A 13045-nucleotide genomic window follows, 5' to 3' on the forward strand; every position below is an offset into this window, starting at 1 on the left:
TTCCCATGACTGACAACAGCAACTGGTACATCGAACACTTCGAGCGCACCGGCTCGGCCATCGGCTACCGCATCACCGGCAAGCTGGACGAAGTGCAGTCGCCGTTCCAGAAGATCGAGATCTTCCAGACCACCGACTGGGGCAACCTGATGACCATCGATGGGGCCATCATGCTGACCAGCAAGGACAACTTCTTCTACCACGAGATGATCAGCCACCCGGTGCTGTTCACCCACGCCGCGCCCAAGCGCGTGGTGATCATCGGCGGCGGCGACTGCGGCACCCTGCGCGAAGTGCTCAAGCACAAGGGCGTGGAGAGCGTGACCCAGTGCGACATCGACGAGCAGGTGACGGTGATGGCGCGCAAGCACTTCCCGGAACTGTGCGATTCCAACGACGACCCGCGCGCCGAGCTGATGTTCGACGACGGCGTGGCCTACATGGCCAACTGCCCGGCCGGCAGCGTGGACGTGGTGATCGTCGATTCGACCGATCCGGTCGGCCCGGGTGAAGGCCTGTTCAACAAGGCGTTCTACGAGAGCTGCTTCAAGGCCCTGAAGGACGACGGCATCCTGGTGCAGCAGTCCGAGTCGCCGCTGATGCAGCTGGAGCTGATCAACGAAATGCGCACCGAGATGGGCAAGGCCGGCTTCGGCTCGTTCAAGACCCTGCCGTTCCCGCAGCCGTGCTACCCCACCGGCTGGTGGAGCGTGACCCTGGCACGCAAGGGCGACAGCAGCTTCGACTTCCGCCAGGCCGATTCGGCCGCCAAGACCTTCGACACCCTGTACTACACCGCCGCGCTGCACACCGGCGTGCTGGTGACCCCGCCGTTCGTGAAGGCGGCGCTGAAGTAAGGCGTGCCGACCAACGGTCGGCACCCACCCAAAGAAGAACCCGCGCTGGCGACAGCGCGGGTTTTTTCGTTTTCCGGTAGCGCCGGGCCATGCCCGGCGGCCGTTCGCTTACAGCGCCCAGATACCGGCGATCACCGCCACCACCAGGCCCCACTTGATCACCTGATAGGCCACCACGCTGCGCTCGCGCAGCGCCTTGGCCTTCAGCCGCACCTTGTAGACGCTGCCGAAGGCCTTGTTGACGCCACCGGTCGGGTCGCCCGGCAGGTTCGGCGAGGCGCCACCGGCCAGCAGCGTGGACGCCACCAAGCGGTTGAACAGGCCCGGCAGGCCGAAGCGCAGCGGGCGGGCGATATCGCAGAACAGGATCACCCGGTCATCGGGCGTCTCGTTGTGCGCATGGTGGATGTAGGTTTCGTCGAACATCATCCACTCGCCGTCGCGCCAGCTCTTCTTGATGCCGTCCACTTCGATGTAGCAGGCATCGTTGTTGGGCGTGGTCAGGCCCAGGTGCAGGCGCAGCGAACCGGCGAACGGGTCGCGGTGCGGGCGCAGCTCGCTGCCCGACGGCAGCTGCGCGAACATCGCCGCGCGCACGTCCGGCAGCGATTCCAGCAGCGCGGTGGTCTTGGGGCACATCGCCTTGGCCGACGGGTGCGAAGGGCCATACCACTTCAGGTAGAAGCGCTTCCAGCCGCGGCGGAAGAACGAATTGAAGCCGGCATCATTGAACGTGCTGGAGGCAGCGATCGCCTGCGCATCGCGCAGCGCCAGTGCCTCGTCGCGGATCATCTGCCAGTTCTGCCGCAGCGGCTCCAGCTGCGGGAATTCCTTGCCCGGGTCCAGGAACGGCGTGGTCGGCACCTTGGAGAACATGTACATGACCACGTTGATCGGAGCCATGAAGCTGGAGTGGTCCAGCAGCTGGCGCGACCAGCGCGCACGGACCTTGCCACGGAAGTGGATGTACAGCACGCAGGACACGAACAGCGCCGCAAGTACGATTTTGATGATCAAAGCACTTTCCTCCAGCACGCGCCGGACAGGGAAACAGGGCGATGCGGCCGCAGGGCCGGCATCAGTGGGGGAACGCGGCAGGAGACGGGGACGTGCCGGGTGGGTGCGGCCGTCGATGTCGCGTGTAACAGCTTATGGTCGGCAGGCCGTGCGCCGGGGTCAAGCCAAGCGTGCGTGGGCCGCAGCGCCGCGCCGCGAGCGCTGCCGGACGCATCTGCAAGCTATTGAAATCAAATTGCTTTTCGCAAAGTGAGACAGAATTGTCCGAAAAAGCGCGACGAACTGTTCCAGCCACGACGCCGACATTTCTCCGACAAATCGTGGAATAGCGAACTTGCCGGTACTAAAATTGGCTTAACGAAAGTTTAGCCAGTTCCCCCCGTCGTACCGGTTCGCTTGACGCTTCAGCGCCGCCCACCGGGTCGCCCGAGACCCCACATGATCCCTTCCATCACTCCCTCCCCGTCCTGCGGCGATGACGCCGTGGCGCCGCTGCTGCTCAAGCGCGGCGAGCGCTTCCTCGCCCCCGATGTCTACCGCACCTGCCTGGACGGCCGTCCGGCGGTGGTGAAGGACTACTCCCGCTACCGTGGCACCCCGGTGTCGCCGATCGCCCGGCTGATGGTGCGCCGCGAGGCGCGCATGCTGGAGCGGCTGGGCGGCTGGAAGCACGCCCCGGCCCTGCTCGGCACCCTCGGTGGCCTGGCCCTGGGCATGGAATTCATCCCCGGCCAGACCCTCAGCACCGCGCAGGCCGTGGGCAATGAAGTGTTCGAACAGCTGCAGCACGCGCTGAGCCGCCTGCATGCCGCCGGCATCACCCACAACGACCTGCATGGCACCAACGTGGTGGTCAGCGCCGGCGTGCCGGTACTGCTGGATTTCACCTCGGCCTGGCGCGTACCGCGCTGGCTGCGCCGCAACCCGCTGAGCCGGCAGCTGAGCCGCAGCGACATGAAGAACCTGCTGAAGATGCGCCAGCGCGTGACCGGGCAGGCGCCGAGCCCTGCGCAGGCGGCCATGGTGGCCGACCCCGGTTGGGTAGCGGCTGTGCGCCAAGGCTGGAAGCGGTTCTACAAGTGGGCCAAGCGCCGGTAACCACCGCCCTGCTTCACCAGTGGGGGTCGAGCTTGCTCGACCGCTCTTCGTTCCGGCGACGCAAAACCTCGCCGGTCCCGTCCCTCTCGGCGGCTTACAACGCGTCCGCGTCCAGCTCACCGGTACGAATACGCACCACGCTGCCCAGGTCGTACACGAACACCTTGCCATCGCCGATCTTGCCGGTGCCCGCCGCTTTCACGATGGCTTCCACCACCACGTCCACCTGATCGTCGGTCACCGCCACTTCCAGCTTCACCTTCGGCAGGAAGTCGACCACGTACTCGGCGCCACGGTACAGCTCGGTATGGCCCTTCTGGCGACCGAAGCCCTTCACTTCCGTCACCGTGATCCCGGTAACCCCACGCTCGGCCAGCGCTTCGCGCACGTCGTCGAGCTTGAACGGCTTGATCACCGCCATGACCATCTTCATCATCTATCTCCTGTATTCCGGCGTGGAGGATAGCGCCTGAACGCGGCCGGTGCGAAACCCACAGCGCCTGTCCGGCGGGCCGAGGCCAGCAGTATCCTTAGCCCCGAACAGCCGTGGCCGCGCCGGATGCGCAGGCCCACCACCCCACGGAGCACCCCATGATCGACCTGAACCAAATCGATGACCTGGCCCGTCGCCTCAGCGACCTGGTGCCGCCGGGCCTGCGCGAATCGCGCGAAGAACTGCAGGCCACCTTCAAGAGCGCGCTGCAGGCGGGGCTGGCCAAGCTGGACCTGGTGACGCGCGAGGAGTTTGAAGTGCAGCGCGCAGTGCTGCTGAAGACCCGCGAGAAGCTGGATGCACTGGAAACGGCGGTGCGCGAGCTGGAAGGCCGCGGCAAGGCAGAATGAAAAAAGAGGCGCACCGCGCCTCCCACTTACAGATTATTTCCCTGAAGGGGCCTTGCCGCAAGGCCCGCCCGGCGCCCTAGACTCGCCGGCCTGTCGATCCGGCAGGACAGGTAGGGGCAGTGCCGATGGCACAGGACACCGAATGGACACCCGTTTCGCATGACACCTGCGACCAGGTTGCCGGGCCGTTCTATCACGGCACCCGCGCTGATCTCGCGGTGGGCGAGCTGCTGAGCGCGGGCTTCCGCTCCAACTATCGCCACAGCGTGGTGATGAACCACATCTACTTCACCACGATTGCCAAGGGCGCCGGGCTGGCTGCAGAGATGGCCCGAGGTGAGGGGCGACCGCGTGTGTATGTAGTGGAGCCGACCGGGCCGTTCGAGGACGATCCTAATGTGACCAACAAGAAGTTTCCCGGGAATCCGACGCGGTCGTATCGGAGTGCGGAGCCGTTGCGGGTTGTTGGGGAGATTACGGTGTGGGAAGCCTACGATGCGGAGTTCGTTCGGCAGTTGAGGGAGTTTGTTGCTTCGGGGAATGGGGAGATCATCAAGGGATACGGACTACAGTCCTCATCCACTTAAATGGAAGATTCCGGGCGCGCCAGCCGACTCAGCAACCGGCGCATCTGCTCGGAGACGATACGGCCATCATCTGACCATTTTGGCGAGCGCAGACAACTGATCTTTAACGGTCAGCACGGAAACCTGAGCAATCGTTCTTGGCGTGTCCGTCTTCAATTGAGCCTCCAGTGCGTTTGCTAGGGATTCGTAGAACGGCGCTTCTTCTTGTAGGTATGATCGGACGTTTGATACTCGATGCGACCTACGAATCGCCCTTGAGAGTCGATCTGTGGCAATTGGAGCACCCGCGATCAGTTCAGCGGCGTAGGAGTTCGGATCAACGTCAGTAAACATCCCCACACTCTCGATCAGGCCCGGAACCTCCTGCGAAGGATCAGCCAGCTGAGCAAGCATTCTTCTATTCTGATCAGCAACCTCCCGTAGTTCGATTTGGGTGGCGAGTGCCTGCACGGTGTCCCAGATCGGCAAGCCGCCCGCGCCGTGATGCTCCGACAAGAACTCAAGGCCGGCTTGATCACAAGTCATCTGGGACGCGTCGTAGCTTGAAAAGGCGGCCCGCATTTCAAGATCGAAGTCAGACTCTGATTGCGCGATGAATCCCATACTTCGAAAGTGTCGCAGCGTGCGGTAGAGCTCTATAAGGTCCACTAGGTCGCCAACTATACCTTCTTGAATCAGGGCTCTAGCCTCACCTATTGCAAACTGGAGGTCCTGATCGGACATTTGGCTATAGCCATTGAACGTGGCCTGTAGTGCGCGGGCCTTCGGCATGGAATTCGGAGCATGAAGACCAAAGTCCTCTGCGATCGTCGCAGTATCAGCCTCGGTGCCGTCTATCAGATCCGCGAATGCCTTTGACTTCGGCCAGTTCGCCGCCTCATCCGCCAATCCGCATTCTTGCAAGAGAAGCGCTGCACGTCCTATTGCACCATCTGACCCGGTCCGTGCACTGTTTCGGTTGACATGGGTCTGAATTGCCACCTCCATGCCGCCGATGCGGAAGACCGAAGCCGCGACGCTGCGCTCTGCTGCGTTTCGGCTTTCAGAGAAGGTCCAGAAGCAGACGGCACTAAGGAGAGGAGCAACGTTGTTCAGATCTGCAGGGCGAATATCAGTGATCAGAGCTGCGGCCTCCATGAGGAAGTAGCGCACTGTTCGAAGGTTCGAGGTGCCAATAGCGCTTAACAAGCTATCAATGTAGTTGATATGACGTGTCAGGAGATCCCGTGTCCCCTGATCTTCCAGTCCATTGATCACCTCCCTGCTAAAGGCAGCCAAGTCGGGCGTAACCGCTATTGTCCGGCCAACAATTCGCTCCTTGGATACCCCAAATTCGTCTCCGAATTTCTCTAGAGCGTTATTTTCATCAGCCAAAAGCACGCAATGAATGCGGGCTCTGTCCAACAGGTTGACGATGAATCCGAAGAGAACCGAGAAGTCCCCGGCAAACCTTTCTATGTCATCCAGACAAACCACGGTCTTCCCGGAGGAGAAATCGGACTTCAGCTTGATGTCATTCGGCTCAATCTTGACTGTCCGCAGAAGTGCTCGGCCGATAACGGAAGCGGCTTCCCTCATCGCCTCACTGCCTATACCACTGAGTGAGGCTTGGAATAGCGCTGATTCAAGCTGCTCTTGTGATACAAGTCCTGCTACAGACAAGGTAATGGGCTCTCGACCAATGTCCCCAAGCGAGAGCGCAAAATGGTGCCAATGATAGGACTTGCCACTCCCCCAGGGTCCATTCATCAGAATTGCATGACCAGACGGGGGGGCGATCAGATACCTCCTCAGGGACTCCATGCGAATTCTGACCCGAGACCAAGTGGCGAGTCTAAATCTTGACGCGGCCAGCCCCATCAGGGCAACTACTTCGTAGGCAACTGTGCTGCTACACGCATGTCTAGAAGCCATCCACATTGTCGCAGCCGGTTCGGCAAGGCGATTTAGAACCGACCCTAGTTAAGAGCGATCCACTCCTAGCTTGTTCCAGCTAACGCGTCTCTGTTCCGTTCCAAGCACGCGCCTCCGTTGACGCCCCGCTGCCATCCAAGCGCTGACGTTTGTAACGCACTAATTGGCCCGGTTCTCATGCTGATCTTGGCTTGGGTGAACCGTCAAAACCCATCGATCAAGCTCGCTTGAGTTTTCCGCCTATAACTTCATAGCGCTGCTCAAGTTCTGGACCAAATTGGCCAGGGCGACAGTACCAAACGGCACCATTGACACACTCAGACAGACGCGCCGCATCAGCGGCGAGTTGCTCGAGGTCCTGCGGCGGCTGTGGTTTCAACTCGTATTCGACGCCAGCCCCATGGGCCCTCACGCGCATTCTGGCAAGCGGGTGAGGTCCCTCCTCACCGCCCGTGACAGTGCTCATCCAACCATCATGCATGAGTCTATTTCGGACTTCGATTAGGTCTGTAAGTTCACGCCGCAACTGCTTTAGGACTGTTTTGTCACCAATGGTGAGCTTGTCACCCCAATGAGAATAAAAAACTGAGAAGAAAGAAGACATTATTGGGTACGCAGTACGATCTGCGAGCGCAGCCTGAACTAGAAGTCGAGCAGGGCCGCTGGCACCAATCAATTGAATCGTAGAGGATTCTAGCGACCCAAGAACACCTGAAAAAGCGACAACGAAACGCCCTAGAGCGGTATACGTGGCCTGATCGACTTCCCTCTGAGCTATCGCCATATGATCCCCGTAAACGCCCTGTGTTCCCAAAGAGATAATCTATGCACCGTCAAGGACAGCCCTTATGCCTTATACACCAACTTCCGATAGGGAGTTGACGTGGCGCAAGCAGGGGACGCCTGAGTGCGGCTAGCAGGCCGATGAAGAACGCAAGCCTCAACTCTACTGCGGGGTCCATTTTTTGCTTAATTGTGAGACCGTACAGATAGTTACTCAAGACTGAAAGCGAATGATGGCGCGGCTGATAACGCCCTATGGACCCGGACGTCCGCTGTGGGCTAGAGGCGGGCACCGAAGAGAAGGAGGCAGACTGGACTGAGACAACAGGCCCCGTTCCATTTACCTTTTCCTAACCTCAAAAGATAGTGTTCTCGCACCCACAGTCAGGTTCCCAATGCCCGCACTCGACCAGAATAACATTGCCGGTGCACAGCAAGAAGTACAACGACTTCTCGGCCGATGCATTCTGCGCCTGCAGCAGTACGAGCAATTGCTGAAGTCTATGCTCGCCGTGAGCAGCTTCTCGGGTACCCCGGAAACACTGCCACTCGCCTTGGATAATCGTAGGGCTGAGATCAGCGGCAAAACAATGGGCACGCTGGTCGGCCGCCTGATGACCGAGTACGTGATGAAGGAAGGCGGCGAATTCCCCGACGACGTTCCGGTTTCGCAGCCGGATTCATGCTTTCTCGCTTTCCGGATGCAGACCAGTCTTCCAGATGAAGCGCATGCGGCCCTCCAAGCCGATCTACGCGAATTGGTGGGAATGCGTAACGCACTTGTCCACAGCTTCATCCAGGAGCACGACCTCCAGACTGTCGATGGATGCCTGCAGGCCCAAGATGCGCTCAGCGGCTTTTACACCAAGATCGACCAACACCTCCAGCAACTGCATGCCCTTGCTGAGAATATGGACGAGTCAAGAAGAGCGTTTGCGGAGTTGATGCAATCACCCGAGCTCCAAGAGCTTGTGCGTAATGGCATCGCGCCTGATGGACAGGTCCACTGGCCCATCGCGGGTATTGTCAGTGCGCTGAGGCAAGCCTTCCGAGAACGGTCCATCAATGGCTGGGTGAATCTGGACACAGCTGCTCGTTGGGTTTCCGAGCATCATCCGGAACAGACCCCGAAGAAGTACGGCTGCGCCCGCTGGCGGCATGTCATTCACGAGGCCGGGCAGTTCGAATTGCGCCATTTCACTCACGATGGACAATTCGGGGCGTGGTTCCGCGAGCGCGTCAGTTCGAAGGGTTAAAGAGGCACTTCCGCCAGCAGCAGCCATGGCAGCCGCGAGCCGTTACCGACTGAACGATGTCGCATTTGCCGCACCCTGCATCTTTGGCAGAAGGTTCTGACGACTCCGTTCCAGAAGTGCCGTTTTCCTAGTACAGCAAGGCTCTCGCCTCTTCCCGCGCTATGCCAAAATGCCAAAAACGTCTCGGGCTTTGGCGGCATTGACCCACCCCCTTGGCATTTCCAACAACATCAGGCAACTCTGGTAGAGCCACCGACAACGGGTGGCCGGGCGTCGAAAACCCGAGTTCTAGGGATGTTGTTTTTACGCTTGTCAGCCGGCACCGCCACGCGTGGTGCCGGCTGGCAATCCGTCTGCCGGCTATGGCGGGCGGTGCGTGGGGGTCTTGTACCCGCCGGTTTGTCCCTAGCCCGGTTTTCGAGCCACGCATCGTCCGCCACCTTTATCGGTGGCGGCTTCTGCCTGCATGCACGGAGCCAGCCATGACCACGCCGCACTCCCCTCCCCCGCGCCCCAACCAGGAAGCACCCTCGCCCTCGCCCGCTCCTGCTCTCGACCCCAACAGCCTCATCGCCATCCTCCACAGCATCGGCGCCGGCGCTGCGGCCGATGGCCAGCCCTGGCCCGAACGCCACCACCTGCGCAGCCGGCAGATGCAGTTGTCCGACGCCGACTGCGCGCTGACGGGCCAGCGCATCGTGCAGGAGATCCTGCTGGCGGCCGAACGCACGCGCCAGAACGGTGAGCCCGACCAGTACGTGGGCGACCGGGTGATGGAAGGGCTGGTGATGGCCGACATCGCACTCACGGCCTTCATCCACGAACGGGTGCGGCCAAGAGACTGAGGGCGCACTTGTGGGCGTGACGTTCTGTTTTTGTGCGGGGTGATGAATGAAGAAACACGGCCTTGCCGCGGCGGCGGTGTGCATCGCGGTGTGCATCGCGGTGATCGGCGCGGTATGGGCGGGGTGGCCCGAGCCAGCGGGCGATCAGGTGTGGGCGTACCAGAAGCTGCAGCCAGCCGACTACCGGCAGCTGCACAGTGATGCACTCGGCTTCGTGACCGCCAAAGCAGATGAGGGCTTTGAACTGCACACGCGCTATGCCGGGGTGACGTCCTTCGAGATCCGCTGCAAGGGCGTCCTGGTGATGGACGTGGAGAATGCCCCCTCACGCGTGCTGATCCGGGTGCCCGCCGATGCACTTACGCGGGCACCGGATATCGAGCGCCTGCGCCTCAGTTTCGAGCGATGGTTGGACTACCACCAGAGCCAGGGCGCGTTGCTGGTGCAGAGTGCAGGAACATCGTGGATCGAAGCGCTGTTTGGGCGCTTCAGTGGGGCAGTGCCTGATGAGCAGCGTTGCTTGTTGGGGACCGCGGGCAGCCCTTGGTCGCAATCCCTCTAGCCGCTCCGCCAACGACTCCCGATCGCAGCCCGCAGAGTGCTCGTCGCACCATCGTGCGTCCTCTGTCCACCCTCCACAGACCATCAGATTGGGCTCCGTCGCATTAAACGAATTGCGACGCCGTCATTGATCAGATTCGCGTCCGGCCAGAGGCTGACCTCTCCGGGTACGGGACAAACCCAGCGCCCCACGTAGCAATCCTGCCGTCCAGTGACGCTGGCCCGATGCTCGACCATCAGGGGCAGCGCCGACATCATGGGCGGTCCGTACTGACGGAAACGGAGCCGTCTTCCCTCAGCCGGACGCTTACATACACATCTGGCGGAGGTATCCGATGGATCGACGCCCCCGCAGGAAGGATCTCCCAGCTGGTGATCGAACCGCAGACTGTTTTATGAATCAACCTGCGACTGTCCAACCCCCGCCTGGAAGGCTCGGCAACAACCCCTTCAGGGGGTGGCGATCAAAGCCCTTATAGGCAGCGCAGGTCTTTCCGGTCTGACCCATGGGATACGTTGAACTCTCCACCTCGTCCCTGCACCCCAGCAGGCCCAGGATGAGCGAGAGGATGGTTGGTATCCGAATGCATCGCATTGCCGGTTACTCCTTTCCTCCACTGCCGTGTTACACGCCTTGTCCATCGCAGCGCCTCCGAGTCGCCATCGCGTAGCCGTAAGGAACGGTGCTTTGGCGCGAGCACTGGCCGGATGACAGACCCGTCCGGGTCAGGCGCTACGCAGGATCGCCACCGGGGCCTCTTTGGCTGCTCGTCGGGCCGGAACAAATGCTGCGGCCTGGCCCAACAGAAGCACGGTCAGTACGCCAATGGCGAGAAATGGCGCCTCGATCCTGGCTACCTCGTAGTACCGGGCCACGGCCATGTTCAGGCCGATGGCCAGTACGGTGCCGACAACAGACCCGGTGGCGGTGAGAATCAGGTTCTCCACCAGGAAGTACCGGAGGATGTCGGATTTCCGGGCGCCCAATGCGCGCCGGATACCGATCTGACGATACCGCTTGCGAACCCAGAAGCTGGCCAGTCCGTACACGCCCGTAGCCGTTACCACCAACAGCGCCAACCCGGAGCTCAGGAACATGATCGCCATGGTCTGATCGTGGCGGAAGTAGTCGGCGCGCAGTTCCCGGAACGAGGTGCTGCGGGCGATGGTGCGGTTTGCGTCGCGCTGCGACAAGGTCGCCTCACTGGACGCAATCACATCCGCCACTCGCCCATCCGCGGCACGGATGGCGAACATCACGCGAGGCCCGTCCGGAATCAGCGGCAGAATGAGTGACATGTCATTGTCTGCATCGGTCTTCAGAACAGGCCGGGAAAGCGTCTTGACGATGCCGACCACCTGGATGGGGTGCTGCGCATCGGCATACAGGAACTTGCCGACTGCGCCGCCCTCCGGAAACAGCTTGTCTGCCAGTGCCTGCGAGACAACGGCCTCGCTTGCCTTGTAGAGCCCGGCATAGTCGGCGCTGGCTTCCATCGGCACGAACGCTCCCGCAGACAGGTCACGGCCGGCAACAAGGGTCAGGCCCAGCACCTTGGCGGCAGGCGACGATGCCGTATAGACAGTCGGTTCGGCCTCTACGATGCCGGAAATGTCATTGCCTTTAAGCGGCTTGTTGGTGAACCCGGCCGACCAATTGTGCTGGGCAAGCGGAAGTGACTCTGCTGCGATTACCTGTTCGACGCCTGGTTGCTGGCGGATGGCCTCCAGGTCGGTCCTGATCGAGGCTGCAGGGTTGGCTGCTGCAGGCCCCAGGTATTCGGTCTCGATGACGCCCAGGTTCGCCTCTTCCAGGCCCGTCTTGTAGGTGAGGGTTCCCAGCCGCTCGGACAGCAGAAACGCAAGGTTCGTCACGCACGCCGTGGCAACCAGCACCTGCACCAGGAGAATGGACGCGATGAAGCGGTTGCGGGTGAGCGCGCGGACGATAAGGGGGACTTCTGCAATGCTCATTCTGACGCCTTGATCTGCATGGCCAGACGGCCTGAGGTAGCGCGCAGCGCAGGGAAGAACGCAGCGATGACACTGGAGACACACGCCAGGCCCACGGTGAGAGCGGCCATGCTCAGATCCATGTTGGCCAGCGAGGCGTAGTCTTCCGGCTGCATCCGCACAAGGTAGAGGCCGGCCTCTGCAACGATCAACCCTACCGCCCCGCCCAAGCCGCCGATGATCAGTGCTTCAGTGCAGAGCTGATAGATGACGTCCTGCCGACGCGCACCCAGCGCCCGACGGACCGATATTTCATGGGACCGGCGGATGAAGCGGGCGAAGATCAAGGCACTCATGTTCAGCAGGCAAACGATCAGGAACCCCAGGCACAGCGCCAGCTGCAGCTTCACCTCGTTGGGGATGATGCGATGCTCGACCAGGAAGTCCTTCAGGGACACCATCCGCGGTGCAGTTGTCCTGTCAAACCTTCCCGCCTGGTGCTGTGTACGTGCGTAGTTGCCCAGGAAGCGCTCGTACTGCTCGACACTGGCCGCGTCAGGCAACTCGGCCCAGAACTGGACCCATGATGTGCGGGCGTCCTGCAGGCGATTGAGGGGCTTGTCACTGCTCCATGAGAAGACGCTGCTGGACACCGCCATCTGCATTTCCGCTGCAACACCAATCGGGATGAAGAAGTCTTCGCGCCCCTTGAAGACATCCTGCTGAAGGTCCGTATAGAACCGGGGGCGCGGGCTCCACGGACCGGCGACACCGACCACCCTGAATGCCTGGCCGCCAAGCCGGACGGTGGCTCCCACCAGGCCTTCACTGCCCAGACGAGCAGCCAGATCCTGGCCCAGCACGACAACCCGGGCGTGGGCAGCATCATCTTCACGCGTCCAGGCCCTGCCCTGCGCCATGGGAATGCCAAACATGGCGAACGCATCTGCAGTGACATACTGCCCCTGCGTGAAGAATGGAATCTGCACGCTGCGCTGCGCATCCACTAGCAGACGGGCAGACGCCAGCGCGGTCTGATGGGAGGCGGGGGCCTGCCGAAGCAGGTTCTGCGCATCCACCCAGGTGAGAGCCACGCGCGGGTCCATGCCCGGCCTGACGTCGTAGGACGTGGGAAGCGCGTCAATGAAGGGGTGATAGAGATGCTCGCTCCGCCCCGGCAGTGGATCCCACGTCATTGTCCGCACGACAGTCAGCATTGTCATGCTTGCGCCGATGCCCAACCCCAGCGCCAGGATCAGCGCGGCGCTCATCCCCTTGGTTTCCATAAGCCTGGTGCGGGCCAGCGCAAAGTAATAGCCGAACATATACAT

The 13045-nt window shown here is 61.4% G+C and carries 12 protein-coding genes; 7 read left to right on the forward strand and 5 right to left on the reverse strand.

What is annotated here, in order from left to right:
- The first annotated feature begins 5 nt into the window (after window positions 1-5).
- Complete coding sequence (speE, locus tag M2299_RS07030; RefSeq protein WP_025874562.1) at window positions 6-857, forward strand: polyamine aminopropyltransferase; 852 nt, start codon at window positions 6-8, stop codon at window positions 855-857.
- A gap of 108 nt (window positions 858-965) precedes the next feature.
- On the opposite strand, the gene M2299_RS07035 is transcribed toward speE, so the two are convergent.
- The gene (locus M2299_RS07035; protein WP_280884150.1) at window positions 966-1871 is read right to left on the reverse strand and encodes an aspartyl/asparaginyl beta-hydroxylase domain-containing protein; all 906 of its coding nucleotides are present in this window, start codon (window positions 1869-1871) and stop codon (window positions 966-968) included.
- Window positions 1872-2312: 441 nt separating this feature from the next.
- Here M2299_RS07035 and M2299_RS07040 point away from each other — a divergent pair, with 441 nt between their 5' ends.
- Window positions 2313-2972 (forward strand): RIO1 family regulatory kinase/ATPase, encoded by a 660-nt coding sequence (locus tag M2299_RS07040; RefSeq protein ID WP_032951715.1) that lies wholly within the window; start codon window positions 2313-2315, stop codon window positions 2970-2972.
- Between the two features lie 94 nt (window positions 2973-3066).
- Here M2299_RS07040 and M2299_RS07045 read toward each other — a convergent pair whose 3' ends face one another.
- A complete protein-coding gene (locus tag M2299_RS07045) occupies window positions 3067-3405 on the reverse strand; it encodes a P-II family nitrogen regulator (protein WP_025874559.1) in 339 nt (112 codons plus the stop codon).
- A gap of 158 nt (window positions 3406-3563) precedes the next feature.
- Between M2299_RS07045 and M2299_RS07050 the strand changes: the two genes are divergently transcribed.
- Both M2299_RS07050 and arr read left to right on the forward strand, forming a co-directional pair.
- Window positions 3564-3815, forward strand: a complete 252-nt coding sequence (locus tag M2299_RS07050) for an accessory factor UbiK family protein (protein ID WP_025874558.1) — start codon at window positions 3564-3566, stop codon at window positions 3813-3815.
- Between the two features lie 125 nt (window positions 3816-3940).
- Window positions 3941-4402 carry an NAD(+)--rifampin ADP-ribosyltransferase gene (arr, locus tag M2299_RS07055; RefSeq protein ID WP_280884110.1) on the forward strand — a complete coding sequence of 154 codons (462 nt, stop codon included), beginning with the start codon at window positions 3941-3943 and terminating at the stop codon, window positions 4400-4402.
- A gap of 66 nt (window positions 4403-4468) precedes the next feature.
- On the opposite strand, the gene M2299_RS07060 is transcribed toward arr, so the two are convergent.
- Window positions 4469-6151, reverse strand: a complete 1683-nt coding sequence (locus M2299_RS07060; RefSeq protein WP_280884111.1) for a hypothetical protein — start codon at window positions 6149-6151, stop codon at window positions 4469-4471.
- Window positions 6152-7494: 1343 nt separating this feature from the next.
- Between M2299_RS07060 and M2299_RS07065 the strand changes: the two genes are divergently transcribed.
- The 3 genes from M2299_RS07065 (at window position 7495) to M2299_RS07075 (ending at window position 9762) form a co-directional block, all read left to right on the forward strand.
- Window positions 7495-8355 (forward strand): OST-HTH/LOTUS domain-containing protein, encoded by an 861-nt coding sequence (locus M2299_RS07065; RefSeq protein WP_280884112.1) that lies wholly within the window; start codon window positions 7495-7497, stop codon window positions 8353-8355.
- Window positions 8356-8837: 482 nt separating this feature from the next.
- Entirely contained in the window at window positions 8838-9200 is a 363-nt protein-coding gene (locus M2299_RS07070) for a hypothetical protein (protein ID WP_280884113.1), read from the forward strand.
- Between the two features lie 46 nt (window positions 9201-9246).
- Window positions 9247-9762, forward strand: coding sequence for a cold-shock protein (locus M2299_RS07075; RefSeq protein ID WP_280884114.1), 516 nt, complete (start codon window positions 9247-9249; stop codon window positions 9760-9762).
- 725 nt (window positions 9763-10487) lie between these two features.
- Here M2299_RS07075 and M2299_RS07080 read toward each other — a convergent pair.
- Both M2299_RS07080 and M2299_RS07085 read right to left on the reverse strand, forming a co-directional pair.
- A complete protein-coding gene (locus M2299_RS07080; protein WP_223486880.1) occupies window positions 10488-11735 on the reverse strand; it encodes an FtsX-like permease family protein in 1248 nt (415 codons plus the stop codon).
- Window positions 11732-13045 (reverse strand): ABC transporter permease, encoded by a 1314-nt coding sequence (locus tag M2299_RS07085; RefSeq protein WP_223486882.1) that lies wholly within the window; start codon window positions 13043-13045, stop codon window positions 11732-11734. Before M2299_RS07085 ends, M2299_RS07080 begins: the two co-directional genes overlap by 4 nt.

This window comes from Stenotrophomonas sp. 1278 (assembly GCF_029892765.1).
In the GTDB taxonomy this organism is placed as follows: domain Bacteria; phylum Pseudomonadota; class Gammaproteobacteria; order Xanthomonadales; family Xanthomonadaceae; genus Stenotrophomonas; species Stenotrophomonas indicatrix.